Origin of the sequence: Mesorhizobium sp. B2-3-12 (assembly GCF_006442205.1) — a bacterium.
Classification (GTDB): Bacteria; Pseudomonadota; Alphaproteobacteria; order Rhizobiales; family Rhizobiaceae; genus Mesorhizobium.
In genome coordinates this window covers 237,261-261,462 of sequence record NZ_VFVR01000001.1, presented here as the reverse complement: position 1 = coordinate 261,462, position 24,202 = coordinate 237,261, and the positions used below count along the sequence as shown (strand labels likewise).

Here is a 24,202-nt window from a genome sequence, read left to right as displayed (position 1 = left end):
TAGCAACGCCGGCCTAATGGCCGGCGCGGCAGCAATGCGAGACTGACTTAGTAGTGACGATACGGCTTGCGCGGGCCGAAGCCTTCGAAGCGCTTGGTGTTTGCCTTGACGCGGATGCGCTGTGCCTCCTGATGCAGCCCGAATACTGTGGCGATCAGCATGGCGACGGTCATTGCGGTGGCGAGCATGTAGATCAGCATATGCGTGTTCTCCTGCGCCTTACAACGGATAGGTGGGATTTTGGTTTCATCTTATTAAGGTGCAACCTAGTGAACGCTGCGTGAAGGCTTCGTGATCAGCGTGTTCATCTGTCGTTCATGTGCCGGAAAAGGTTCACGGCCCCGCGTGCCAATCGGATTTGCCTTTGTGAGAAAGGCTCGCTAGAAGCTGCGCCATGACCGAACGCATCGCCCTTTATGCCGGCTCTTTCGACCCGCTGACCAATGGCCATCTCGATGTGCTGAAGGCGTCACTGGCGGTTGCCGACATCGTTTATGCCGCGATCGGCATTCATCCCGGCAAGAAACCGCTGTTTTCCTTCGAGGAACGGGTGAAGCTGATTGAAGCCGCGACCAAGGCGGAATTTGGCAGCGATGGCGCCCGCATCAAGGTTGTCGCCTTTGATGGATTGGTCATCGACGCCGCCAGGAGAGAGGGCGCCTCGATCATGATCCGCGGCCTGCGCGACGGGACCGACCTCGACTACGAGATGCAGATGGCCGGCATGAACGAGACCATGGCGCCGGAGTTGCAGACCGTTTTTCTCCCCGCCAGCCCGTCGGTGCGCACCATTACCGCCACACTTGTGCGCCAGATAGCCTCGATGGGTGGCGACATCCGCCCCTTCGTGCCGGCTGCCGTTGCCGGCGCGCTCACCGCCAAATTCGCGAAATAGAAATTCCGGAGACCTTCCATGCAGCTGAAGAAGCTTGCCTCGTTCCTCGTCGTGCTTGCCGGTCTCGTGACCGCATCGGTGTCGGCCCATGCCGCCGATCCGGAAAACACCATGATCATCACGCTGAAGGGCGGCGACGTCACCATTGCGTTGCGCCCTGATCTGGCACCCAAACATGTCGCGCAGATCAAGAAGCTCGTGCGTGATCATGCCTATGACAATGTCGCCTTCCACCGCGTCATCGGCGGCTTCATGGCGCAGACCGGCGACGTCAAATTCGGCAACATGGAGAAGGGATTTAACGCCCAGGCCGTCGGCACCGGCGGCTCGGACCTGCCTGATCTGCCGGCCGAATTCTCGCAGACCGAGCACTACAAGCGCGGCGTGGTCGGCATGGCCCGTTCGCAGGATCCGAACTCCGCCAATTCGCAGTTCTTCATCATGTTCGCACCGGCACCGCCGCTCGATGGCCAGTACACCATCATCGGCAATGTCGTCAGCGGCATGGACCTGGTGGACAAGATCAAGAAGGGCGACGAGGCGGACAATGGCACGGTCACCGATCCCGACCGGATGATCAAGGTGCGCATCGCCGCCGACAAATAGTTCCATTTTACAAAAGGATATCTGACATGGCTGAGATCAAGGACCGCGAGAACGCGCTCATCATGGAAACGACCAAGGGCAAGGTCGTCATCGAACTGTTTCCCGATTTGGCCCCCGGCCATGTCGCCCGCATCAAGGAACTGGCAAGGGAAGGCGCCTATGACGGCGTGGTCTTCCACCGCGTCATTGAGGGCTTCATGGCGCAGACCGGCGACGTCAAGTTCGGCAATTCGAGCAAGCCCTCCTTCGCGCCGTCGCGCGCGGGCATGGGCGGCTCGGAAAAGCCCGACCTAAAGGCTGAATTCTCCAACGCCAATCACGGCCGCGGCACCTGCTCGATGGCCCGTTCGCAGAACCCGAACTCGGCCAACTCGCAGTTCTTCATCTGCTTCGACGATGCAGCCTTCCTCAACCGCCAATACACGGTCTGGGGCCAGGTCATCGAAGGCATGGACAATGTCGACAAGATCAAGCGCGGCGAGCCGGTGCAGGATCCCGACAAGATCGTGTCGCTGAAGGTCGCGGCGGACGTCAAGTAAGGCGAAACGACAATGATGGGCGTCGTCTGGTCGCTTCTCGGCATCCTGTCCGGCGCCTTCATTGCCATTCAGGCGCCGATCAACTCGCAGCTGGCGCGCGGCCTGGGTCTCCCGGTCGCGGCGGCCGCGTTTTCGTTCCTGTCGGGCGCGATCGTGCTTGGCATCATCTCGGTCACCGTGGTGAAGCTGCAAGGCATTTCGCTTGACTGGAAGGCCCCGGCGCCGTGGCTGTTCGTCGCCGGCGGCATGCTCGGCGGCTTCTATGTCACGCTCTCCACCATCCTGACGCCGCGCATCGGCGCCGCCGCGCTGATGGCATTCCTGGTGGCTGGTCAATTGCTCGCCGGCATGCTCATCGACCGCGTCGGCTTCCTTGGCGTCGCGGTGCGTGAAATCTCGCTCGGCCGCATCGCCGGGGCAGTACTGCTCTTGGCCGGAGCGCTGCTCGTCCGGTTGTTTTGAGCCCCGATGCGCGTCGACCTCTTCGACTTCGACCTGCCGGAGGAGCGCATCGCGCTTCGCCCGGCGGAACCGCGCGACAGCGCCAGGATGCTAGTGGTCAAGCCGGGCGAAGGGCTGGAAGGCCGGACCGTCGGCGACCTGCCATCCTTGCTCCGTGCCGGCGACGTGCTGGTCTTCAACGACACCAAGGTCATCCCCGCACAGCTCAAGGGCATCAGGCGGCGTGGCGAGGCAGAGGCGCAGGTCGAGGCCACGCTGCACATGCGCGTGGCGCCGGATCGATGGCTGGCGTTCATGCGGCCGGGCAAGCGTATCGCCGCCGGCGACCGCATCCATTTCGGCCATGACGGCAATTCCTGTTTCCTCGGCCAGCTCGACGCGACTGTGATCGAGAAGGGCGAGGGCGGCGAAGCGTTGCTTGGCTTCGACCTAGCGGGGCCTTTCCTCGATGAGGCGCTGCACGCCGTCGGCCACATCCCGCTGCCGCCCTATATCGCCTCGAAGCGCGATGACGACGAGCGCGATCGCGCCGATTACCAGACCATCTATGCCCGGGAAGAAGGCGCGGTTGCGGCGCCCACCGCCGGCCTGCATTTCACGCCGGAGCTTTTTGCCGCGCTCGACGCCAAGGGGGTCGAGCGCCATTTCGTCACGCTGCATGTCGGCGCCGGTACGTTCCTGCCGGTGAAGGCGGACGACACCGCCGACCACAAGATGCACGCCGAGATCGGCTCGGTCAGCGAAGCGACAGCCAGGGCGCTCAACGCGGCCAAGGCGAGGGGCGGGCGCATCATTGCCGTCGGCACGACGTCGCTGCGCCTGCTTGAGAGCGCGGCGCGTGAAGACGGTACGCTGGCTGCCTGGTCCGGCCCCACCGATATCTTCATCACGCCCGGCTACCGTTTTCGCACCGCCGACATGCTGATGACCAATTTCCATCTGCCGCGCTCGACATTGTTCATGCTGGTCTCGGCCTTCAGCGGCCTCGACACGATGCGAGCGGCCTATGCGCACGCCATCGAGAGCGGCTACAGGTTCTATTCCTATGGAGACGCCAGTCTTCTGTTCAGGGAGAAGAACGATGGACGATGATCTGCAAACCCTCGATCGCGAAAGCCTTGTCGCGGAAGTGAAAAAGCTGCGCGCCGGCATCCGCGCCCACCGCGATACTTCGGGCCATGATCTTTGCTGGCATCACCCCGACCTGTGGGACCTGCTGCCTGAAAAGACCGAGCCGGCGATCGCCGTGCCGCCCTGGCCAAAATTCATGCGCGGCTGCATCCAATACCGCCAGTCGCTCGACAGGCAGGCGCCGGATGCCCCGGTCCACGACAAGGAATTCAATGGCTGAGACGTTCACCTTCAAGGTTCTGGCGACCGACGGCAAGGCGCGGCGTGGCCTGATCGACATGCCGCGCGGCGAAATCCGCACGCCGGCCTTCATGCCGGTCGGCACCGGCGGCACGGTCAAGGCCATGTATATGGACCAGGTGCGCGGCGTCGGCGCCGACATCATCCTGGGCAACACCTATCACCTGATGTTGCGCCCCGGCGCCGAGCGCGTGGCGCGGCTTGGCGGGCTGCACGAATTCGCCCGCTGGCCGCATCCGATCCTGACCGACAGTGGCGGTTTCCAGGTGATGTCGCTGTCTAAGTTGAGGAAGCTGACGGAAAAGGGCGTCACCTTCCGCTCGCATATCGACGGCGCCGCCTATGAGATGTCGCCGGAACGGTCGATCGAGATCCAGGGACTTCTCGATTCCGACATCCAGATGCAGCTCGACGAATGCACGGCGCTGCCGGCCGAATTGAAAGAGATCGAGCGCGCCATGGAACTGTCGCTGCGCTGGGCCGAGCGCTGCAAGATGGCGTTCGGCGACCAGCCGGGCAAGGCGATGTTCGGTATCGTGCAGGGCGGTGACAATGCAACACTCAGGGTGCGTTCGGCGCAGGCATTGGGCGCGATGAACCTCAAGGGCTACGCGGTTGGCGGCCTGGCTGTCGGCGAACCGCAAGCCGTGATGCTCGACATGCTCGACATCACCTGTCCCGAACTGCCCGCGGACAAGCCGCGCTATCTCATGGGCGTCGGCACGCCGGACGATATCTTGAAATCAGTGGCGCGCGGCATCGACATGTTCGACTGCGTGATGCCGACGCGGGCTGGCCGGCACGGCCTTGCCTATACCAGGCGCGGCAAGGTCAATCTGCGCAACGCCCGGCATGCCGACGATCCGCGCCCGCTCGACGAAGAGAGTGATTGCCCCGCCGCACGCGATTATTCGCGCGCCTATCTACACCATCTCGTGCGTTCGCAGGAGGCGCTGGGCGCGATGCTGCTGACCTGGAACAATCTGTCCTATTATCAGAAGTTGATGCAGGACATCCGGGCCGCAATCGAAGCCGGCGCCTTCGAGGCGCGTGGAGCCGAGATCGCCGAGGGCTGGGCCAGGGGCGATATCCCGGCGCTGTAACGCCCCGGTGCCGTAGCCGTTCAGGTGCTGAGCGAGTTCGATGCCCGCAAGCTGCAGCCGGTGATTTGGAATGTGCCGTCAGGCTGCTGCTGCAGCGTATAGACCGCCTCATAATCCTTGCCGTCGGGGCCCACGATCAGCACCTGCTGGACGATCGAACCGGGACCAGTCTGCTCGACCTTGCCGAAAGAGTAGGACTGTGGCTTGCGCACCGGCGGGTAGCCGTTGGTCACCATGTTCATGAAGGCATCGACGGTCGGGAAAACCTGCTTCACGTTCGGAGCGGCGAAGCTGTATGCCTTGGCGCCGTCATTGGCGATGAGCGCCTTCAATTGACCGTCGATGACGGCCTGGCCAGCCTGAACCTCGGCATCTCCGGCAAATGCCGGGGAAGCCAGCATGAGCGAAACGAACGCGAATGCGAAAATGCCGCGGCGCATGGCCTGTCTCCAACGTCCCTCGAACCGCCTCCAGAAACGTTTTTCAGGAGACATCGTAACATACGCGCGAGGGCGCTTCACGGTTTCAGCGGCCGCCGATATTCGTACTCGTCGTGCCGGATTCCTTATGCTTAAGCTTCCTTTAAGACCGGGCGCCCATCGTACATTCGGGGAAGGAGCGTGCAGTGGGACACATGATTTTCACGCATCCGGTTGGTAGACGCCTGTTGCTGAAAGGTGCCGCCAGTCTTGTCGCCCTGGCTCCGCTGCCGGCCTGGGCGAGGGCGGCGCCGACTGTCACCGAGGTGGCCTTCGATCCGGCGATCCCGGCACTGGGCAATCCCGAGGGCGATGTGACCATCGCCGAATTCGTCGATTATCAATGCCCTATCTGCAAGCTGGTCTTTGTCGAGCTGAAGAAGCTGATGGCCGAGGATGGCGGCATCCGGCTGGTGATGAAGGACTGGCCGATCTTTGGCGATGTCTCGCGCAATGCCGCAAGGATGGCTTTGTCGGCCGGCGACCACTATGCAGCCGCGGTGGATGCGCTGATGGCCAATGAGCGTGGGCTTTCCGAGCGTCGCACCGACGATATTCTCGGATCTGTCGGCGTCGATGTTGCAAAGGCGCGCACCGGTCTCGCCGGCCACCAGCCGCGGATCGATGCCTTGCTGTCGCGCAACGACGCCCAGGCCGCGGGGTTCAGGCTGCAGGGTACGCCGGCATTGGTGATCGGTGGCAGGCTGTTCAAGCGCGGCATGCCGGTTGCGGAGCTGCGCGAGGCCGTGGCCAGGGCTCGCGCCGGCTAAGTGCGGATTCCAACGCTTGAAAGCCCGCCTCCAGTCTGCCAGAAGGGCCGCTTGGACCTGGAAGTTTAGCGGGACGAAGCCATGAAGGCGTTTTTCGTGCAGATCAAATGCGAGTTGGGCAAATCCTATGAGGTTGCCAGCGCGCTTGCCGACGCCGAGATCGCCTCGGAAATCTACTCCACCGCCGGCAACTACGATCTGCTCGCCAAATTCTATGTCGACGATGAGGAAGACGTCGGCCATTTCGTCAATGAGAAGGTGCAGATTCTCCCCGGCATCAAGGACACGTTCACCGTCGTCACCTTCCGCGCCTTCTAGCAGCTCGAGGCGCTTGCCCGGGCACGAGGCAAAGGCTGATCAAGCGCTTGTTGCGGCTGCCTTAATTTTAGGCAGCCGCAACATACTGATCGTCCGCTTACCCCAAATCATCGATTGCGCTTGATTTTCTCGGGCGACGCCAGTGAAATGGCGTCACAGGGGAGTATGCGATTGGCAGCGTTCGATGAAATGCTTCCGGAGGTATCCGGACTGAGAAGACCGTATTCGGCTTACGATCGCTGGCTGAAGGAGCAGGATCCAGCCAGGCTTACCGAGAAGATGCAGGACGCCGAACGCGTCTTCCGCAAGACCGGCATCACCTTCGCCGTCTATGGCGAGCAGGAAGCCTCCGAACGGCTGATCCCATTCGATATCGTCCCACGCATCATTTCAGGCAATGAGTGGCGCAGGCTGACGCAAGGCATCGAGCAGCGCGTGCAGGCTCTGAACGCCTTCCTCGACGACATCTACCATCGCCAGGAAATCCTGCGCGCCGGCCGCGTCCCCCGGGACCTGATCGCCAAAAACGAGGCTTTCCTGCCGGAGATGATCGGCGTGCGGCCGCCGGCCGGCGTCTACACCCACATCATCGGCGTCGATATCGTGCGCATCAGCGAGGACGAATTCTACGTTCTGGAAGACAATGCGCGCACCCCGTCCGGTGTCTCCTACATGCTGGAGAACCGCGAAACGATGATGCAGCTCTTTCCCGAGCTGTTCCAAAAGATCAAGGTGCGACCGGTGGAGAACTACCCGCAGCTGCTGCGCCAGTCGCTGGCGGCGGTTCGCCCGCAGAGTACGAAGGGCGCGCCGACCATCGCCGTGCTGACACCCGGCAGCTTCAATTCCGCCTATTTCGAACACGCTTTCCTGGCCGACCAGATGGGTGTGCAACTGGTGGAGGGCCAGGATCTGCGGGTCGTCGACGGCCATGTCGCGATGCGCACCACCGAAGGCTACAAGCAGATCGACGTGCTTTACCGCCGCGTCGATGATTCCTTCCTCGACCCGCTGACCTTCCGGCCGGATTCGGCTCTTGGCATACCCGGCATCATGGATGTCTACCGCGCCGGCAACATCACTATTGCCAACGCGCCGGGAACCGGCATTGCCGACGACAAGGCGATCTATTCCTACATGCCCGAGATCGTCGAATTCTATACCGGCCGCAAGGCAATCCTCGGCAACATCCCGACCTGGCGCTGTTCGGAGCCGGACAGCCTGAAATACGTGCTCGAACACATCCACGAACTGGTGATCAAGGAAGTCCATGGCTCGGGCGGCTACGGCATGCTGGTCGGGCCGGCGGCGACCAAGAAGGAATGCCAGGATTTTGCCAAGAAGCTGCAGGCCAAACCGTCTAATTACATCGCCCAGCCGACGCTTGCCCTCTCAACCTGCCCGATCCTGACTGAAAAGGGCCTGGCGCCGCGTCACGTCGACTTGCGGCCTTATGTTCTGGTTTCCGACCGCATCCAGATCGTACCTGGTGGGCTGACGCGCGTCGCGCTCAAGGAAGGCTCGCTGGTCGTCAATTCCTCGCAAGGCGGCGGCACCAAGGATACCTGGGTGCTGGATGATTGAGATGAGTGAGTAGGGACTAGTCAGTCGTGAGGCAAAGAGGGACGAAATGCCATATTCTATTGAGATTCAAGCGCTTGCGATTTCCTACTCACTATTCCCTGCTCACTAGCCCGAAAGGCCTGACATGCTTCTAGGCCGCACCGCCAACGGGCTCTACTGGATGAACCGCTACATCGAGCGGGCGGAAAACATGGCTCGGCTGGTCGATGCCGGCCTGCGCATGGCGCTGACCCGCACCCAAAGCGCGTCGGAGGAATGGAACTCGGTCCTGCTGAGTGCCGGCTCCGATGCCACCTTCACGCAGAAATACCAGGACTACACCGCCTCCAATGTCTCCGATTTCCTGCTACGCGACACCTCGAACCCGTCGAGCACGATGTCGTCGATCGAGACGGCCCGCAACAATGCCCGCATGGTGCGCACCGCGCTGACACGCGAAACGTGGGAAAGCATCAATGAAGCCTGGATGGCGTTGAAGCGGATGCTGGCGAGGCCGATCGACGAGCGCGACCTGCCAAGCGTGCTCGACGCCATCAAGCGCGAGACGGCGCTGATCCGTGGCTCGTTCTACGGCACCATGCTGCGCAACGAGATCTTCGATTTCTCGCAGCTCGGCACCTATGTCGAGCGCGCAGACAACACGGCGCGTATCCTCGACGTGAAATACTATGTGCTTTTGCCGTCGATCTCCTGGGTCGGCTCCAGCCTCGACAATTACCAGTGGGAATCGATCCTGCGCTCGGTGTCGGCGCATCGCTCCTATCGCTGGGTCTACGATGCCGACTACAAGCCGACCAACATCGCCGACTACCTGATCCTCAACGTCCGCATGCCGCGATCGCTGACCTTCTGCTATCGCTTCCTGGCGGAACATCTGAAATTTCTCTCCGATGACTATGGCGAGCGCCATGCCTGCCACGCGACGGCGGAGAAAACGCAGGCGATGCTGAGGGCGGGGTCGATCAAGGACATATTCGACGCCGGCCTGCATGAGTTCCTGGCCGGGTTCATTCGCGATAACACCAGGCTCGGCGACGAGATCGCGCAGGACTACAGGTTTTATTGAGCATGATTGAACGTGGACACCGCTTTTCGCTAGAGATCATGCACGCGAACGGAAGATAGCCATGCGGCTGAAAATCACCCACCGAACCGAATACCGCTACGACGCGCCGGTGCAATATCTGCTCCAGCGGCTTCGTCTGCTGCCCGTGAGCGAGCCGACGCAGACCGTGCTGTCCTGGGCGCTAAAGGTCGAAGGCGCGCGCGAGGAGGTGCGATTTACCGACCACTACGGCAACGATACCAGGCTGTTGAGCGTCGAGGGTGACCACGACTTCATCACGGTCGAGGCGTCGGGCGAGGTGGTGACGCGCGATACGTCGGGTGTTTGCGGGCCGCATCAGGGCTTCGCGCCACTCTGGTTGTTCGCGCAGGAGACCGCCTTGACCACCATAGGCGACGGCATCCGTGCCCTTGCCGAGGCGGTCGGCAAGGGCACGGACCTTGAAAGACTGCATCGGCTGATGGCCGCCATCGGCGAGCGCGTCGCCTACACGCCAGGAACCACCAATGCGACGACGTCTGCCGAGCAAGCCTTGGTGCTGAAAACCGGGGTCTGCCAGGACCATAGCCACGTCTTTGCCGCCGCGGCGCGTGCGATGGGGTTTCCGGCCCGCTATGTCAGCGGCTATTTGATGATGGATGCGGCTGTCGAGCAGGCGGCAAGTCACGCCTGGGCGGAAGCGCATGTTCCGGGCCTCGGCTGGGTTGCCTTCGATCCCGCCAACGGTATTTCTCCCGACGAACGCTATGTGAAGGTGGCCACCGGCCGCGACTATCGCGACGCTTCGCCGGTGTCGGGAATTCGACTGGGACAGGCGGAAGAACTGCTTGCGGTCACGGTCACGGTAGAGCAGTAATCCCCCAGGATTACCGCTTCAAGAGATTCCATGACCTATTGCGTCGGCCTCAAGATCGATCGCGGGCTCGTGTTCATGTCGGACACGCGCACGAATGCCGGCATGGATTCGATCTCGACCTTCAAGAAGATGCATGTCTGGGAGCAGCCGGGCGAGCGCGTCATCGTGCTGATGTCGGCCGGCAATCTGGCGACGACGCAAGCTGTGGTCAGCCTGCTCGACGAGCGTACCAAGGCGGTGACCGACCGTCACGAGAAGCTGCTCGAAACGCCGTCCATGTACCAGACGGTGCGGCTGGTCGGCGACACGGTGAAAGAGGTGATCGAGCAATCGTCGCCCGCCGGCGAAAAGGCTGATTCCTATTTCAACGCCTCCTTCATCCTGGGCGGGCAGATCAAGGGCAGCCCGCCGCGCCTGTTCATGATCTACCCCGAAGGCAATTTCATCGAGTCGACCGACGACACGCCGTTCTTCCAGATCGGTGAGACCAAATATGGCAAGCCGATCATCATCCGCGCCTATGAGCGCACGATGAGCCTGGCCGAGACGGTGAAGCTGCTTCTGGTGTCGTTCGATTCCACGTTGAAATCCAACCTTTCGGTTGGCCTGCCGCTCGACCTGCTCTTCCTGGAGCAGGATGCCTTCAAGGTCGGGCTGAAGAAGCGGATCGGGCAGGACGATCCTTATTACCGCACGATCTCCGACGGATGGTCGAATGCGCTGAAGACGGCCTTCGCCAGCCTGCCGGATTTCCCTGGCTAGGAGGCCGCGGAGTCCGCGGCTGTTTTCAAAAGCCGGGCGATGGGTGCTGGCGTGGCGATCATGCGGGGAGGGCAGGATGAACAACGACGATTTCCGGCAATGGTCGCATCGCGCCGCCGAGTGGGGCGCCGACTACCGCAACAATCAGCGTGAGCGGCCGGTGCGGCCACGGGTCGAGCCGGGCGACATTTTCAGGAGCATTGAAGCGTCGCCACCCGAAGACCCGGAACCGATGGACAGGATCTTCGCCGACTTCGAAGCCAAGATCGTACCGGGCATGACCCATTGGCAGCATCCGCGCTTCTTCGCCTATTTTCCAGCCAACGCGGCGCCGGTCTCGGTGGTGGCGGAGTATCTGGTGTCGGCGATGGCCGCGCAATGCATGCTCTGGCAGACATCGCCGGCCGCAACCGAGCTCGAAACCCGCACAGTGGACTGGATGCGCCAGGCGCTCGGCCTGCCGGAAGGCTTTTCCGGCGTCATCCAGGATTCGGCCTCGTCGGCGACGCTCAATGCGGTGCTGACCATGCGCGAGCGGGGGCTGGACTGGCAGGGCAACAAAAAGGGACTGGCCGGGCAGCGGCGGTTGCGCGTCTATTGCTCGGATCAGGTGCACACTTCGATCGATCGGGCGATCTGGGTATCAGGCATAGGCGAGGACAATCTCGTGCGCATTCCGGTCGCCGGCCGTTTTCGCGCCATGGATACGGCGGCTCTCGAAGCGGCCATCATCGCCGACCGGAAAGCCGGCATGCTGCCCGCAGGCATCATCGCCAGCGTCGGCGGCACCAGCACCGGCGGCACGGACGATATCGCAGCGGTCGCGACGGTGGCGGGGCGGCATGGGCTCTACCTGCATGTGGATGCCGCCTGGGCCGGGTCGGCGATGATCTGCCCGGAGTTTCGCCATTTCTGGGCCGGCGCCGAGCTGGCGGATTCGATCGTCTTCAACCCCCACAAATGGCTGGGCGCGCAATTCGACTGCTCGATACAGTTCATTCGCCAGCCAGAGGACCTCGTTCGCACACTGGCCATAAAGCCCGAATTCCTCAAGACACATGGCCGCGACGGCATCATCAATTACTCCGAATGGTCGGTGCCGCTCGGCCGACGCTTCCGCGCCCTGAAACTTTGGTTCCTGCTGCGTGCCCACGGGCTGGAGAATCTGCGCGCCATGATCCGCAACCATGTCGCCTGGAGCGAAGGCCTGGCCGCGCGCATCGCCGCCGAGCCGGATTTCGAGATCGTCACCGAGCCGATGCTGTCGCTGTTTTCATTCCGCCATGCCGCTCCCACCGGCACCGAGCCCGACGGTCACAATCTTCGCCTGGTCAATGCCATCAACGATGACGGCCGCATCTACCTGACGCAGACCAGTGTGAATGGCCGCGTCGCCATCCGCTTCCAGGTCGGCCAGTTCGAGGCAACCGCCGCCGATGTCGATTCGGCTTTTGCCGTCATCACCGAAATCGCGCGTAGCCTGACCTGAACCGGGCTTGTAAAGTTGTGCCGGAGTTTGCCTTTGCAATCATGTGATTTCCATTAGCCGGCTTATACCCTTTCATCGTTTTCGTTTTCAGTTATAATCAAGAAAAACGAAAAGGGGAGGTTGTGAAATGTATCTGTCGCCGCGCCATGCCGAAATCATCCAGATGGCCAAGGACAATGGCCGTGTGCTGGTCGACGATCTGGCGACCCATTTCAACGTGACGCCGCAGACCATTCGCAAGGATCTCAACGATCTCTGCGACCAGCGCCTGCTTTCGCGCATCCACGGCGGCGCTTTGTTCCCGTCCGGCATCGAGAACATGGAGTATGAGGCAAGGCGCAAGATCGCGGCCGACGAGAAGGAAGCGATCGGCCGCGCGGCGGCCAGGCTTATCCCCGACAACGCCTCGCTGTTCATCAACATCGGCACCACGACGGAAGCCGTCAGCAAGGCATTGCTCGACCACAACGGTCTGATGGTCATCACCAATAACATCAATGTTGCCAATAGGATGCGCATATATCCGTCGATCGAGGTGGTGATCGCGGGCGGGGTTGTGCGTGGTTCCGACGGCGGCGTCGTCGGCGAGGCGGCGGTCGATTTCATCAGGCAGTTCAAGGTCGATTATGCTGTCATCGGCGCCTCGGCTATCGATCATGATGGCGCGTTGCTCGATTTCGATTTTCGCGAGGTGAAGGTGGCGCAAGCGATCATCGCCAATGCAAGGCATGTCATCCTGGTGTCCGACCAGACCAAATTCGAGCGTACGGCGCCGGTGCGGATCGGCCATCTGTCCCAGGTAAACACCTTCATCACCGACCGCTGCGACATTGCCTCGGTGCGCAGGATCTGCCAGGAGGCCGAGGTTCAACTGATCGAGACGTCGCTCGGCTAAGCGCTTTCACGGCTGTTTCACGGGCTTGTGATATTTCGTTTGACATTCGTTATGAGTTCGAAATAATTCCGCCACGGTTTCGCAAAAGACAAAAATGGTGCAATGCGAAATCGTGGAGGAACTGGTGGACGCATCTTCAATCCGTGACATCTTCGTCATAGGCGGTGGCATCAACGGCTGTGGCATTGCCCGGGATGCCGTTGGGCGCGGGTTTTCGGTCTTTCTGGCCGAGATGAACGATCTCGCCAGCGGAACTTCATCCGGCTCGACCAAGCTCATTCATGGCGGCCTGCGCTATCTCGAATTCTACGAATTCCGTCTGGTGCGCGAAGCGCTGATGGAGCGCGAGGTGCTTTGGAAGAACGCGCCGCACATCATCTGGCCGATGCGTTTCGTGCTGCCCTACGCCAAGGGCCTGCGCCCGGCCTGGCTGATCCGGCTTGGCCTGTTTCTCTACGATCACATTGGCGGGCGCAAATTGCTGCCGGCGACCAGGACGCTCGACATGACGAGCGATCCGGCCGGCAAGCCTTTGAAACCTTTGTTCAAAAAGGCTTTCGAATATTCCGACGGCTGGGTCAACGACGCGCGTCTGGTGGCGCTCAACGCACGTGATGCCGCCGATCGCGGCGCAACGATCCGCACCCGTACCAAGGTGGTCGGCGCGCGCCGCGAAAACGGCCTTTGGGCAATCAGGATCGAGGATCTGCGGACCGGCGAGACCGAAGAAGTCAAGGCGCGGCTGCTGGTCAACGCGGCGGGGCCCTGGGTCGATCACGTGCTGTCCGGCGTCGTCGGGCTGAACGACGTGCACAATGTGCGCCTGGTGCAGGGCAGCCACATCGTCATCGCCAAGAAGTTCGACGATCCGCGCGCCTATTTCTTCCAGAACAGGGATGGCCGCATCATCTTCGCCATTCCCTACGAGGACGAGTTCACGCTGATTGGCACCACAGATCAGGATTATCCCGGCGATCCGCATGATGTGAAGATCAGCGACACCGAGATCGACTATCTCTGCGCCGCGGCCAGCGAGTATTTCGCGGTTCCCGTCAAGCGCTCGGATATCGTCTGGACCTATTCGGCCGTGCGCCCGCTCTACGATGACGGCGCCTCCAAGGCGCAGGAGGCGACCCGCGACTATGTGCTGAAGGCCGATGGCGGCGAAGGCGCCGCGCCGATCGTCAATGCCTTCGGCGGCAAGATCACCACCTATCGCCGGCTTTCGGAATCGATGCTGGAGAAGATCGAGGGTTTTCTTGGTAAGCGCGGCAAGCCGTGGACATCGAACGCACCGCTGCCTGGCGGAGATTTTCCGGCCACCGGTTTCGACGCGCAGGTGGCGAAGCTCAAGGGTGTCTATCCCTTCCTCGACCAGCGCCTCGCCCGTCGGCTGACCCGGCTTTACGGGACGCGCGCCCAGGTGCTGCTCGGCCTTGCCAAGTCGATTGCCGACCTCGGCCGCAATTTCGGTGGCGACCTCTTCGAGGTCGAGGTGCGCTATCTCGTTGAAAACGAATGGGCTGTCACGGCGGAAGATGTGCTGTGGCGCCGGACCAAGCGCGGCCTGCATCTTGCGCGTGAGCAGGTTGCCGCCCTGGATGAATTCATGCGCGGCATCAGCCGGCGGCACGTCGCGGCCGCCGAATGAAGAGGGTCTCGAGCTGATGCGGAAGGCCTGGGAGGAGGCGTCATGCTGGAACTGAGAAACGTCACCAAGGCGGTCGGCGCGGCCGAGCATATCCGCGACGTGTCGCTGACGCTCCAGCATGGATCGCTCAACGTCCTGCTGGGGCCGACCCTGTCGGGCAAGACCAGCCTGATGCGGCTGATGGCCGGCCTCGACGTGCCCACCTCCGGTTCGGTCTGGTTCGACGGCCAGAACGTTACCGGGACGCCGGTGCAGAAGCGCAAGATCGCCATGGTCTACCAGCAGTTCATCAATTATCCGGCGATGACAGTCTATGAGAACATCGCCTCGCCCTTGCGCGTGGCCGGCATCGAACAGGCCAAGATCGACAGCCAGGTGCGCGAAGCGGCGGCACTTCTCAAGCTGACGCCCTATCTCGACCGCACGCCGCTCAGCCTGTCGGGCGGCCAGCAGCAGCGCACGGCGCTGGCGCGCGCCATCGTCAAGAATGCCAGCCTGGTGTTGCTCGACGAGCCGCTGGCCAATCTCGACTATAAATTGCGCGAGGAATTGCGGGCCGAACTGCCGAGGATCTTCGCCGCCGCGGGCACCATCTTCGTCTACGCCACCACAGAACCGCACGAAGCGTTGCTGCTCGGTGGCAACACGGCGACGCTGTCGGAAGGCCGGATCACCCAGTTCGGCCCGACCATCGATGTCTTCCGCAGGCCGGTCGACCTGGTGACGGCCAGGACCTTCGCCGATCCGCCGCTCAACACCATCGTGCTGGCCAAGAAGGGCCCGGACTTCCTGCTCGAGGGCGGCGTCAAGCTGCCGGTGCCCGTGGAACTCGCCGGCATCGCCGATACGAACTACACGATCGGCTTCCAACCGCATCACCTCTCGCTCGAACGGCCCAATGCCTTGGCCGTGCCGGTGCGAGCCAAGGTCACCATCACCGAAATTACCGGGTCGGAAAGTTTCATTCATCTGGATTTCGCCGATGCGCGCTGGGTCATGCTGACCCATGGCATCCGCGATTTCGAAACCGACGCGGTGGTCGAGGTGTTCATCGATCCGCGTCACGTCATGGTCTTCGACGAGCACGGCCGGGCCATGACCGCGCCGAAGCTGGCGGCTTGAGGAGGGCGATATGGCACGCATCGACGTCAACCATGTCAGGCATTCCTACCTGCCGAACCCGCAAAAGGATGCCGATTTCGCGCTGCGCGAAGTGCACCACATTTTCGAGGATGGCGGCGCCTATGCGCTGCTGGGGCCGTCCGGCTGCGGCAAGACCACGCTGCTCAACATCATTTCAGGCCTGCTCCATCCCTCGCATGGCCAGCTGCTGTTCAACGGCAGGGACGTGACCAATTTGTCGACGCAGGAGCGCAACATCGCGCAGGTGTTCCAGTTCCCGGTCATCTACGACACCATGACCGTTTACGACAATCTGGCCTTCCCGCTGCGCAATCGCGGCGTGCCGGAAGCCGATGTCGACCGCAAGGTGCGCGAGACGCTGGAGATGATCGATCTGGCATCGTGGGCCAAGAAGAAGGCGAGGGGCCTGACCGCCGACCAGAAACAGAAGATTTCGCTCGGCCGCGGGCTGGTGCGTTCCGACGTCAACGCCATCCTGTTCGACGAACCGCTGACGGTCATCGACCCGCATATGAAATGGGTGCTGCGTTCGCAATTGAAACAGCTTCATCGGCGCTTCGGCTACACCATGGTCTATGTCACGCACGACCAGACCGAGGCACTGACCTTCGCCGACCAGGTGGTGGTCATGTATGATGGCGGCATCGTCCAGATCGGCACCCCGGCGGAATTGTTCGAGCGTCCGCGCCACACCTTCGTCGGCTATTTCATCGGCTCGCCCGGCATGAATGTCATGCCGGTGGCGATCGACGGCAAAACCGCGACGCTCGGTTCACAGCGGATCGAGCTGCCGGGCGCGCCCAAGGCGGGCGGTGGCGCGATCGAGCTTGGCATCCGGCCGGAATATGTGCGTCTTGGCCGCGACGGCATGGCCGTTTCGATCAGCAAGGTCGAGGATGTCGGCCGACACAAGGTGGTGCGCGCCAAGCTGGAGGGCCGCGACATCGCGGCGGTCATCGGCGAGGACGAGACAGTGCCGGCCGAACCGAAGGTGCGGTTCGATCCGGCCGGCATCAACATCTATGCCGATTCCTGGCTAGTTGACATGGGGCGTGTCGAGATGGGGGTGGCATAGATGGACAAGACCTGGAACAACAAAGCCTGGTTCCTGGTGCTGCCGGTGCTGGTGCTGGTGGCGTTCACCGCCGTCATCCCGCTGATGACGGTCGTCAACTATTCGGTTCAGGACACGTTCGGCAACAACGTCTTCTTCTGGGCGGGCACCGAGTGGTTCGAGGAACTGCTTTCATCCAGCCGCTTCTGGGAAGCGATGGTTCGCAACCTGGTCTTTTCCTTCATCATCCTGGCGATCGAGGTGCCGCTCGGCATCTTCATCGCGCTCAACATGCCGAAAAAGGGCTGGGGCGTACCGGTCTGCCTGGTGTTGATGTCGCTGCCGCTGCTGATCCCGTGGAACGTCGTCGGCACCATCTGGCAGGTGTTCGGGCGCAACGATATCGGCCTGCTCGGCTACTACGTCAACGCGCTCGGCATCGACTACAACTACGTGCAGGATCCGTTCGACGCCTGGGTCACGATCATCGTCATGGATGTCTGGCACTGGACCAGCCTGGTTGTGCTGCTCTGCTATGCCGGCCTGGTCTCGATCCCCGACGCGTTCTATCAGGCGGCCAAGATCGACGGCGCGTCGCGCTGGGCTGTCTTTCGCTACATCCAACTGCCGAAGATGCAGCGCGTGCTTTTGATCGCCGTGCTGCTGCGCTTCATGGACAGCTTCATGATCTACACCGAACCTTTCGTCGTTACGGGTGGCGGTCCGGGCAATTCGACGACGTTCCTGTCGATCGACCTCGTCAAGACGGCGCTCGGCCAGTTCGACCTTGGTCCGGCGGCGGCAATGTCGCTGGTCTACTTCCTCATCATCCTGTTGTTGTCGTGGGTGTTCTACACCGTGATGACCAACTACGACGCGGAGCGTTGAGATGGCAGGCGCCAATGAACGCACCGAACGCAACGCGATGAACGGCACGGCCGCTTCGGAGGGGCTCGCCAGTTCGCTGTCGCAGAGCGAACTCGACAGGCGCATGCGCCGCCGCGGCGAGGAATCGCGCTGGTGGTGGATCGTGCCGACGCTCTACATCATCGTGCTGTTGCTGCCGATCTACTGGCTCATCAACATGAGCTTCAAGACCAATGCCGAGATCGTCAACTCGCTGACGCTCTACCCGCATGCGCCGACAATCGCCAACTACGTCACTATCTTCACGCAGAAGGCCTGGTATTCCGGCTACGTCAACTCGATCACCTATGTCGTTATGAACATGGTGATTTCGGTCACCGTGGCGCTGCCGGCGGCTTATGCCTTCTCGCGCTATCGCTTCCTTGGCGACAAGCATCTGTTCTTCTGGCTGCTGACCAACCGCATGGCGCCGCCGGCGGTGTTCGCCCTGCCGTTCTTTCAGCTCTATTCGGCCTTCGGCCTGATCGACACGCACATCGCGGTGGCGCTGGCGCACTGCCTGTTCAACGTGCCGCTGGCGGTGTGGATTCTCGAAGGTTTCATGTCGGGCGTGCCGAAGGAAATCGACGAAACCGCCTATATCGACGGTTATTCGTTCCCGCGCTTCTTCATCAAGATCTTCATGCCGCTGATCGCCAGCGGCATCGGTGTCGCCTGCTTCTTCTGTTTCATGTTCTCGTGGGTCGAGCTCTTGATCGCGCGGACGTTGACCACGACCGACGCCAAGCCGATCGCGGCAACGATGACCCGCACCGTGTCAGCCTCGGGCATGGATTGGGGGCTGCTCGCCGCCGCCGGCGTGCTGACGCTGATCCCGGGTGCGCTCGTGATCTGGTTCGTCAGAAACTACATCGCCAAGGGCTTCGCCCTGGGGAGGGTATGATCCATGAACCTCGATTTCTCCTGGATGGCGTGGACCTGGCCGACGGCGGCGTTCTTCAGCGTCATCGCGCTGCTTTTGCTCGGCATGGGTATCTGGGAATACGCTTCGCCCGGTGGGAACCCGCGTATCGGCGTGCTGCGCTTCGAGACGACGCGCGGCGACCGCCTCTTCGTTTCGCTGCTTGGCAGCGCCTTTATCCATCTCGCTTGGCTGGGTCTGGTTGGGCCCAGCCTGTGGTGGGCTCTCGCTCTCTCCGTGGTCTACGCCATTGGCGTGTTCCGCTACGTATAGAGGGGGAAACTGATGGGGCGGCCGCGTATCGGCGGACGCTCCAGATCGCACTTGAAACCTTTTTAGAAACTTGGAGGAGACACAATGCGACGGCAATTTTTAACGTCAACGACTGCCCTTGTCCTTTTGCTCGGCGCGGGCCACGCCTATGCCGGAATGGATGAAGCAAAGACCTTTCTCGACAAGGAGATAGGCGATCTGTCGACGCTTTCGCGCGCCGACCAGGAAAAGGAAATGCAGTGGTTCATCGACGCCGCCAAGCCGTTCGCCGGCATGGAGATCAAGGTGGTTTCGGAAACGCTGACGACACACCAGTATGAATCGCAGGTGCTCGCGCCGGCGTTTGCCGCCATCACCGGCATCAAGGTCACACACGACGTCATCCAGGAAGGCGACGTCGTCGAGAAGATCCAGACCCAGATGCAGACCGGCCAGAACCTCTATGACGGCTGGGTCAACGATTCCGACCTGATCGGCACCCACTGGCGCTACCAGCAGGTGCGCAACCTGACCGACTGGATGGCTGGTGAAGGCAAGGACGTCACCAATCCGGGCCTCGACCTGGCGGACTTCGTCGGCTCCTCCTTCACCACGGCGCCGGACAAGAAGCTCTATCAGCTCCCCGACCAACAGTTCGCCAACCTCTACTGGTTCCGTTACGACTGGTTCAACGACGAGAAGAACAAGGCCGACTTCAAGGCCAAGTACGGTTACGACCTCGGCGTGCCGGTCAACTGGTCGGCCTATGAGGATATCGCCGAGTTCTTCACCGGCCGCGACGTCGACGGCAAGAAAGTCTATGGCCACATGGACTACGGCAAGAAGGACCCGTCGCTGGGCTGGCGGTTCACCGACGCGTGGCTGTCGATGGCCGGCAATGGCGACAAGGGCCTGCCCAACGGGCTGCCGGTCGACGAATGGGGCATCAAGGTCAACGAGAAATCGCAGCCGGTCGGCTCCTGCACGGCGCGCGGCGGCGACACCAACGGCCCGGCCGCGGTCTATTCGATCCAGAAATACCTGGACTGGCTGAAGGCCTACGCGCCGCAGGAAGCGCAGGGCATGACCTTCTCCGAATCGGGCCCGGTTCCGGCGCAGGGCAACATCGCCCAGCAGATCTTCTGGTACACCGCCTTCACCGCCGACATGGTGAAGCCTGGCCTGCCGGTCATGAACGACGATGGCACGCCGAAGTGGCGCATGGCCCCATCGCCGCATGGCGTCTACTGGAAGGACGGCATGAAGCTCGGCTACCAGGACGTCGGGTCGTGGACGCTGATGAAGTCGACGCCCGAAGACCGGGCGAAGGCGGCCTGGCTCTATGCCCAGTTCGTGACATCGAAGACCGTGGACGTGAAGAAGAGCCATGTCGGCCTGACCTTCATCCGCGACTCCACGATCCACGACAAGAGCTTCACCGAACGCGCACCGAAGCTCGGCGGCCTGATCGAGTTCTATCGTTCGCCGGCCCGTGTGCAGTGGTCGCCGACCGGCACCAACGTGCCTGACTATCCGAAGCTGGCACAACTCTGGTGGCAGGCGATCGGCGATGCGTCGTCGGGCGCCAAGAGCGCGCAGGAAGCGATGGACTCGCTCTGCGCCGAGCAGGAAAAGGTCATGGGCCGCATCGAGAAGTCCGGCGTCCAGGGTGACATCGGGCCGAAGCTCGCGGAGGAACATGATCTCGCTTACTGGAATGCCGACGCGGTCAAGGCCGGCAATCTCGCGCCTCAGCTGAAGATCGAGAACGAAAAGGAAAAGCCGCAGACCATCAACTATGACGAGCTGGTCAAGAGCTGGCAGAAGTAAGACGGTCTATGCGGGCTTTCGCGCCCTTGTGAAACAGGGAGACGGCGCGTTGCCGTCTCCCTTCTTGTATCAAGGCGGAGGACGTTGGAATGAGCGGTTTTGTGCTGGCCATCGACCAGGGAACGACATCGACCCGGGCGATCCTGTTCGACAAGGACATGACAGTCGCCGGCAGCGGGCAGAAGGAATTCACCCAGCACTATCCGGCCTCCGGCTGGGTCGAGCACGACCCGGAAGAGATCTGGGCAAGCGTCGTGACGACGGTGAAGGCCGCACTGAAAAAGGCCGGCTGTACGGCTGCCGATGTCGTGGCCATCGGCATCACCAACCAGCGCGAGACCATCGTCATCTGGGATAGGGCGACGGGCAAACCGATTCACAACGCGATTGTCTGGCAAGATCGGCGCACCGCGCCGCTTTGCCAGAAGCTCAAGAAACAAGGGCTGGAAAAGAAATTCACGCACAAGACCGGCCTGCTGCTCGATCCCTATTTTTCGGGCACCAAGATCGCCTGGATGCTGGACAAGGTGAAAGGCGCAAGGAAGCGGGCCGAGAAGGGCGAATTGCTGGCCGGCACCATCGACAGTTTTCTGATCTGGCGGCTGACCGGCGGCAAGGTGCACGCCACCGATGCCACCAACGCGTCCCGCACGCTCGTCTACAACATCGCCGAGAATGCCTGGGACGACGAACTGCTTTCCATCCTGCGCATTCCAGCCGCGATGTTGCCCGAAGTCAAGGATTGCGCCGATGAATATGGAATCACAGAGAAAAGCCTCTTTGGCGCCGAGATCAGAATCCTCGGCGTCGCCGGCGACCAGCATGCCGCAACCATCGGGCAGGCCTGCTTCGAGCCGGGTATGATGAAATCCACCTACGGCACAGGCTGTTTTGCGCTGCTCAACACCGGCAGCGATCTGGTGCGCTCGAAGAACCGGCTGCTGACGACCATCGCCTATCGGTTGAACGGCAAGACCACCTACGCGCTGGAAGGCTCGATCTTCATTGCCGGGGCCGCCGTGCAATGGCTGCGCGATGGCATCAAGGTGATCGGCAAGGCCGAACAGAGCGGCAGGCTGGCGGCGGAGGCCGATCCGACCCAGAATGTCTATCTGGTGCCGGCTTTTGTCGGGCTCGGCGCGCCGCATTGGGACGCCGGGGCGAGGGGCGCGATCTTCGGGTTGACCCGCAATTCCGGCCCGGCGGAGTTCGCCCGAGCCGCTCTGGAATCTGTCGCTTATCAGACCCGCGACCTGCTGGATGCGATGCGCAAGGACTGGAAGGGCGCCTCCGCCAAGACCGTGCTCAGGGTCGATGGCGGCATGGTGGCGTCGGACTGGACCATGCAGAGACTGGCCGACATTCTCGACGCGCCGGTCGATCGGCCGACCATCCTGGAGACGACCGCGCTGGGAGCGGCCTGGCTCGCCGGTTCGAGAGCCGGCGTGTGGCCGAAGGCGCGAGAATTCGCAAAAAGCTGGGCGCTGGAGCGGCGCTTTCAGCCGGAGATGGACGCTTCCAGCCGTGCGGCGAAACTGTCGGGCTGGCGCGATGCCGTGCGCAGGACACTGAGCACCTAAAAAGGCCCGCGCCATTTTGGCGCGGGCCTTCTACTCACAAGCATACGCTACTCATACGCCACTCACACTATCCGTGGATCAGTACGGCGAGCGGCACTCCTGGCGCGGCCCATTGTACGGCTGGAAGGTGTTGTCCGATGCCCGGTAGCTCTTGTAGCGGTCGTAGCACCACTGGACGTGCGAGTTGCCTTCATAGACACGATTGCTCTCGCTGTTGACGATCGCACCGGTGATCAATGCGCCAGTCGCGAAAGCGGCAAGCGGGAACCAGTAATCGCCATGGCGGCGGTAACCGCGACGGTATTCACGATAGCCGCGATGGCCGTTCCAATAACTTCCACCATCATAGTTTCGCGCAAAGTTACGATTGCGGTTGAAGTTGCGGTTGCTGAAGTTTCGATTGCCGTGGCGGTTGTTCATCCAGGGCTTGTAGTCGACGTTCTGTGCATCGCTAGAAGCTGATGACGTCTGCGGCACAAACATCTGGGCTGCTTCTGCCGGCATGGCGGCCGCCGCGGCAAAAGATATTGATAGCGTGGTCGCCAGTATACCCGTTGCGAGCTTGTTCATGGTCTTCTCCTTCGAAAGGATGATTGACGTCCCTTGTGGCGAGGTAACGAGCGATCTTACCGATGGTTCCTCATGAACCGCCAAGTTGCTGATTTGTAATGTTTCTCGGTTGGGTCGGCAGCCCATTGAAAAGTTCTGCCGGCTGCTCGGGGGATTTGGAGCCTTCGGGGCGTCTTATCAGGCGAAGTGACCATGCTTGAAACAGCTGGCCTTTTGACGCTCTTTTCCGGTTGACCGGTCGCGGCACTCTCCCTATGTTCCGCGCAATTTCGAGGGCGGCCTTTTCGAGCCCGCGGGAGCGCGTAGCTCAGCCGGTAGAGCAACTGACTTTTAATCAGTAGGTCATGGGTTCGAATCCCATCGCGCTCACCATCGTCAAATGTCTTGCCAGCGCTTTTGATTTGTCCGTGTATCTTGTCGCGCTCAACGACTGTTCAGATGCTTCATGACAGATGCACGTCCAAAACGGCGGCTTTCTTGGCGATCAGCCCTTCCAGATCCGCGTCGGATCGCTTCGTGCCCGTCCGTTCGCGCAGCAACGAGATCACGGCGCTCATCGAAAGCTGCGCCGTGCGATCGCTCAGGATGGCGTCCACCGCGCCGGCAACATCGGGGGTCTCGGTCGGTGCTCGCATAATCGGTTCCTTTCTGTTCAGGTCGGCGTCGGCGCCGTTGGCCGGTCCCCTTACGCCGCGGTCGAAGATGACGGCCAAGCCGTTCTTCACAGCGAGGGAGGCGACCATGTCGTCGAGGTCGTGATCGGAAAGCGCTGGCTCCGAAGGATCAGGTTTCAGGGTTCTGCGGATCACTCGGGCAGCCTGGTCCGTGGACACAAAGCCGAAATGCCGTTTTCTGGCCTCGACATATTGCTCGATGATCATACTCAGACGCCGGGCTGCGATATCCCTGGGTTCCTGCATCTGGGCCTCCTTCGACCGCCGTAAGCGCAAGGTCGGCGGCACCAACAGGAAATAGGGCGGCTGCGTCGAGCCAAACAGGGGACGGATCGATCATTCGTCGCACTTTCCAATGATTCCGGAACGATCCCGGCCCTGATGCATTTTGGCTCTATGACCAGCTTATTGAGGGACGCCGGGAC

The 24,202-nt window shown here is 61.8% G+C and carries 27 protein-coding genes and 1 tRNA gene; 24 read left to right on the top strand and 4 right to left on the bottom strand.

The features are described 5' to 3' along the window. Positions 1-47: 47 nt before the first annotated feature. Positions 48-200: a hypothetical protein gene (locus FJ948_RS01420; protein WP_081714296.1), complete on the bottom strand. Its 153-nt coding sequence runs from the start codon at positions 198-200 to the stop codon at positions 48-50. 194 nt (positions 201-394) lie between these two features. On the opposite strand from FJ948_RS01420, the gene coaD reads away from it, so the two are divergent. From coaD to tgt, 7 genes are all read left to right on the top strand, one after another. Next, on the top strand, positions 395-895 hold the full coding sequence (gene coaD / locus FJ948_RS01415; protein ID WP_140701431.1) for a pantetheine-phosphate adenylyltransferase: 501 nt from the start codon (positions 395-397) through the stop codon (positions 893-895). A 111-nt stretch (positions 896-1,006) separates the two neighbouring features. Beyond that, positions 1,007-1,501 carry a peptidylprolyl isomerase gene (locus FJ948_RS01410; RefSeq protein WP_246677453.1) on the top strand — a complete coding sequence of 165 codons (495 nt, stop codon included), beginning with the start codon at positions 1,007-1,009 and terminating at the stop codon, positions 1,499-1,501. 26 nt (positions 1,502-1,527) lie between these two features. Then, the gene (locus FJ948_RS01405) at positions 1,528-2,040 is read left to right on the top strand and encodes a peptidylprolyl isomerase (protein ID WP_015317720.1); all 513 of its coding nucleotides are present in this window, start codon (positions 1,528-1,530) and stop codon (positions 2,038-2,040) included. A gap of 12 nt (positions 2,041-2,052) precedes the next feature. Then, on the top strand, positions 2,053-2,502 hold the full coding sequence (locus FJ948_RS01400; RefSeq protein ID WP_140701429.1) for a DMT family transporter: 450 nt from the start codon (positions 2,053-2,055) through the stop codon (positions 2,500-2,502). A gap of 6 nt (positions 2,503-2,508) precedes the next feature. Further along, entirely contained in the window at positions 2,509-3,594 is a 1,086-nt protein-coding gene (gene queA, locus FJ948_RS01395) for a tRNA preQ1(34) S-adenosylmethionine ribosyltransferase-isomerase QueA (RefSeq protein ID WP_140701428.1), read from the top strand. After that, positions 3,584-3,853: a hypothetical protein gene (locus FJ948_RS01390; protein WP_135880445.1), complete on the top strand. Its 270-nt coding sequence runs from the start codon at positions 3,584-3,586 to the stop codon at positions 3,851-3,853. Before queA ends, FJ948_RS01390 begins: the two co-directional genes overlap by 11 nt. Next, entirely contained in the window at positions 3,846-4,976 is a 1,131-nt protein-coding gene (gene tgt, locus FJ948_RS01385; protein WP_140701427.1) for a tRNA guanosine(34) transglycosylase Tgt, read from the top strand. The genes FJ948_RS01390 and tgt overlap by 8 nt, the downstream gene beginning before the upstream one ends. 20 nt (positions 4,977-4,996) lie before the next feature. Here the strand turns inward: tgt and FJ948_RS01380 are convergent, their stop codons facing one another. Then, positions 4,997-5,416, bottom strand: a complete 420-nt coding sequence (locus FJ948_RS01380) for a DUF4864 domain-containing protein (RefSeq protein ID WP_140701426.1) — start codon at positions 5,414-5,416, stop codon at positions 4,997-4,999. A gap of 194 nt (positions 5,417-5,610) precedes the next feature. Between FJ948_RS01380 and FJ948_RS01375 the strand changes: the two genes are divergently transcribed. From FJ948_RS01375 to glpK, 16 genes are all read left to right on the top strand, one after another. Further along, the gene (locus FJ948_RS01375; RefSeq protein WP_140702182.1) at positions 5,611-6,225 is read left to right on the top strand and encodes a DsbA family protein; all 615 of its coding nucleotides are present in this window, start codon (positions 5,611-5,613) and stop codon (positions 6,223-6,225) included. 81 nt (positions 6,226-6,306) lie between these two features. Next, a complete protein-coding gene (locus FJ948_RS01370; protein ID WP_010909609.1) occupies positions 6,307-6,543 on the top strand; it encodes an Lrp/AsnC family transcriptional regulator in 237 nt (78 codons plus the stop codon). A 171-nt stretch (positions 6,544-6,714) separates the two neighbouring features. Further along, a complete protein-coding gene (locus FJ948_RS01365) occupies positions 6,715-8,127 on the top strand; it encodes a circularly permuted type 2 ATP-grasp protein (RefSeq protein ID WP_181173531.1) in 1,413 nt (470 codons plus the stop codon). Positions 8,128-8,251: 124 nt separating this feature from the next. Further along, a complete protein-coding gene (locus FJ948_RS01360) occupies positions 8,252-9,193 on the top strand; it encodes an alpha-E domain-containing protein (protein WP_140701424.1) in 942 nt (313 codons plus the stop codon). A gap of 61 nt (positions 9,194-9,254) precedes the next feature. Then, positions 9,255-10,049, top strand: a complete 795-nt coding sequence (locus tag FJ948_RS01355) for a transglutaminase family protein (protein WP_140701423.1) — start codon at positions 9,255-9,257, stop codon at positions 10,047-10,049. Positions 10,050-10,079: 30 nt separating this feature from the next. Beyond that, positions 10,080-10,811, top strand: coding sequence for a peptidase (locus FJ948_RS01350; RefSeq protein WP_140701422.1), 732 nt, complete (start codon positions 10,080-10,082; stop codon positions 10,809-10,811). Between the two features lie 76 nt (positions 10,812-10,887). Further along, the gene (locus FJ948_RS01345) at positions 10,888-12,300 is read left to right on the top strand and encodes an aspartate aminotransferase family protein (RefSeq protein ID WP_140701421.1); all 1,413 of its coding nucleotides are present in this window, start codon (positions 10,888-10,890) and stop codon (positions 12,298-12,300) included. A 127-nt stretch (positions 12,301-12,427) separates the two neighbouring features. Next, a complete protein-coding gene (locus FJ948_RS01340) occupies positions 12,428-13,195 on the top strand; it encodes a DeoR/GlpR family DNA-binding transcription regulator (protein ID WP_140701420.1) in 768 nt (255 codons plus the stop codon). A 124-nt stretch (positions 13,196-13,319) separates the two neighbouring features. Then, entirely contained in the window at positions 13,320-14,846 is a 1,527-nt protein-coding gene (glpD, locus tag FJ948_RS01335) for a glycerol-3-phosphate dehydrogenase (protein ID WP_140701419.1), read from the top strand. A 42-nt stretch (positions 14,847-14,888) separates the two neighbouring features. Next, positions 14,889-15,968, top strand: a complete 1,080-nt coding sequence (locus tag FJ948_RS01330) for an ABC transporter ATP-binding protein (RefSeq protein WP_140701418.1) — start codon at positions 14,889-14,891, stop codon at positions 15,966-15,968. A 10-nt stretch (positions 15,969-15,978) separates the two neighbouring features. Further along, positions 15,979-17,064, top strand: a complete 1,086-nt coding sequence (locus tag FJ948_RS01325) for an ABC transporter ATP-binding protein (RefSeq protein WP_140701417.1) — start codon at positions 15,979-15,981, stop codon at positions 17,062-17,064. Further along, positions 17,065-17,931 carry a sugar ABC transporter permease gene (locus tag FJ948_RS01320; protein WP_140701416.1) on the top strand — a complete coding sequence of 289 codons (867 nt, stop codon included), beginning with the start codon at positions 17,065-17,067 and terminating at the stop codon, positions 17,929-17,931. Position 17,932: 1 nt separating this feature from the next. Next, complete coding sequence (locus tag FJ948_RS01315) at positions 17,933-18,853, top strand: carbohydrate ABC transporter permease (RefSeq protein WP_140701415.1); 921 nt, start codon at positions 17,933-17,935, stop codon at positions 18,851-18,853. 3 nt (positions 18,854-18,856) lie between these two features. Then, a complete protein-coding gene (locus FJ948_RS01310) occupies positions 18,857-19,144 on the top strand; it encodes a DUF2160 domain-containing protein (protein ID WP_140701414.1) in 288 nt (95 codons plus the stop codon). An 84-nt stretch (positions 19,145-19,228) separates the two neighbouring features. Further along, a complete protein-coding gene (locus tag FJ948_RS01305; RefSeq protein ID WP_140701413.1) occupies positions 19,229-20,953 on the top strand; it encodes an ABC transporter substrate-binding protein in 1,725 nt (574 codons plus the stop codon). Between the two features lie 89 nt (positions 20,954-21,042). Beyond that, on the top strand, positions 21,043-22,533 hold the full coding sequence (gene glpK, locus FJ948_RS01300) for a glycerol kinase GlpK (protein WP_140701412.1): 1,491 nt from the start codon (positions 21,043-21,045) through the stop codon (positions 22,531-22,533). Between the two features lie 78 nt (positions 22,534-22,611). On the opposite strand, the gene FJ948_RS01295 is transcribed toward glpK, so the two are convergent. Further along, positions 22,612-23,103 carry a BA14K family protein gene (locus FJ948_RS01295; RefSeq protein ID WP_140701411.1) on the bottom strand — a complete coding sequence of 164 codons (492 nt, stop codon included), beginning with the start codon at positions 23,101-23,103 and terminating at the stop codon, positions 22,612-22,614. 296 nt (positions 23,104-23,399) lie between these two features. On the opposite strand from FJ948_RS01295, the gene FJ948_RS01290 reads away from it, so the two are divergent. Beyond that, positions 23,400-23,475: transfer RNA gene (locus FJ948_RS01290), tRNA-Lys, on the top strand. Positions 23,476-23,546: 71 nt separating this feature from the next. On the opposite strand, the gene FJ948_RS30200 is transcribed toward FJ948_RS01290, so the two are convergent. Next, complete coding sequence (locus FJ948_RS30200) at positions 23,547-24,023, bottom strand: hypothetical protein (RefSeq protein ID WP_181173530.1); 477 nt, start codon at positions 24,021-24,023, stop codon at positions 23,547-23,549. Positions 24,024-24,202: the final 179 nt, after the last annotated feature.

Bases quoted from the DNA above. Each gene is read 5' to 3' on its own strand.
- FJ948_RS01420 (WP_081714296.1), bottom strand. From the start codon at position 200: ATGCTGATCTACATGCTCGCCACCGCAATGACCGTCGCCATGCTGATC.
- coaD (WP_140701431.1), top strand. From the start codon at position 395: ATGACCGAACGCATCGCCCTTTATGCCGGCTCTTTCGACCCGCTGACC.
- FJ948_RS01410 (WP_246677453.1), top strand. From the start codon at position 1,007: ATGATCATCACGCTGAAGGGCGGCGACGTCACCATTGCGTTGCGCCCT.
- FJ948_RS01405 (WP_015317720.1), top strand. From the start codon at position 1,528: ATGGCTGAGATCAAGGACCGCGAGAACGCGCTCATCATGGAAACGACC.
- FJ948_RS01400 (WP_140701429.1), top strand. From the start codon at position 2,053: ATGATGGGCGTCGTCTGGTCGCTTCTCGGCATCCTGTCCGGCGCCTTC.
- queA (WP_140701428.1), top strand. From the start codon at position 2,509: ATGCGCGTCGACCTCTTCGACTTCGACCTGCCGGAGGAGCGCATCGCG.
- FJ948_RS01390 (WP_135880445.1), top strand. From the start codon at position 3,584: ATGGACGATGATCTGCAAACCCTCGATCGCGAAAGCCTTGTCGCGGAA.
- tgt (WP_140701427.1), top strand. From the start codon at position 3,846: ATGGCTGAGACGTTCACCTTCAAGGTTCTGGCGACCGACGGCAAGGCG.
- FJ948_RS01380 (WP_140701426.1), bottom strand. From the start codon at position 5,416: ATGCGCCGCGGCATTTTCGCATTCGCGTTCGTTTCGCTCATGCTGGCT.
- FJ948_RS01375 (WP_140702182.1), top strand. From the start codon at position 5,611: ATGATTTTCACGCATCCGGTTGGTAGACGCCTGTTGCTGAAAGGTGCC.
- FJ948_RS01370 (WP_010909609.1), top strand. From the start codon at position 6,307: ATGAAGGCGTTTTTCGTGCAGATCAAATGCGAGTTGGGCAAATCCTAT.
- FJ948_RS01360 (WP_140701424.1), top strand. From the start codon at position 8,252: ATGCTTCTAGGCCGCACCGCCAACGGGCTCTACTGGATGAACCGCTAC.
- FJ948_RS01355 (WP_140701423.1), top strand. From the start codon at position 9,255: ATGCGGCTGAAAATCACCCACCGAACCGAATACCGCTACGACGCGCCG.
- FJ948_RS01350 (WP_140701422.1), top strand. From the start codon at position 10,080: ATGACCTATTGCGTCGGCCTCAAGATCGATCGCGGGCTCGTGTTCATG.
- FJ948_RS01345 (WP_140701421.1), top strand. From the start codon at position 10,888: ATGAACAACGACGATTTCCGGCAATGGTCGCATCGCGCCGCCGAGTGG.
- FJ948_RS01340 (WP_140701420.1), top strand. From the start codon at position 12,428: ATGTATCTGTCGCCGCGCCATGCCGAAATCATCCAGATGGCCAAGGAC.
- FJ948_RS01330 (WP_140701418.1), top strand. From the start codon at position 14,889: ATGCTGGAACTGAGAAACGTCACCAAGGCGGTCGGCGCGGCCGAGCAT.
- FJ948_RS01325 (WP_140701417.1), top strand. From the start codon at position 15,979: ATGGCACGCATCGACGTCAACCATGTCAGGCATTCCTACCTGCCGAAC.
- FJ948_RS01320 (WP_140701416.1), top strand. From the start codon at position 17,065: ATGGACAAGACCTGGAACAACAAAGCCTGGTTCCTGGTGCTGCCGGTG.
- FJ948_RS01315 (WP_140701415.1), top strand. From the start codon at position 17,933: ATGGCAGGCGCCAATGAACGCACCGAACGCAACGCGATGAACGGCACG.
- FJ948_RS01310 (WP_140701414.1), top strand. From the start codon at position 18,857: ATGAACCTCGATTTCTCCTGGATGGCGTGGACCTGGCCGACGGCGGCG.
- FJ948_RS01305 (WP_140701413.1), top strand. From the start codon at position 19,229: ATGCGACGGCAATTTTTAACGTCAACGACTGCCCTTGTCCTTTTGCTC.
- glpK (WP_140701412.1), top strand. From the start codon at position 21,043: ATGAGCGGTTTTGTGCTGGCCATCGACCAGGGAACGACATCGACCCGG.
- FJ948_RS01295 (WP_140701411.1), bottom strand. From the start codon at position 23,103: ATGAACAAGCTCGCAACGGGTATACTGGCGACCACGCTATCAATATCT.
- FJ948_RS30200 (WP_181173530.1), bottom strand. From the start codon at position 24,023: ATGCAGGAACCCAGGGATATCGCAGCCCGGCGTCTGAGTATGATCATC.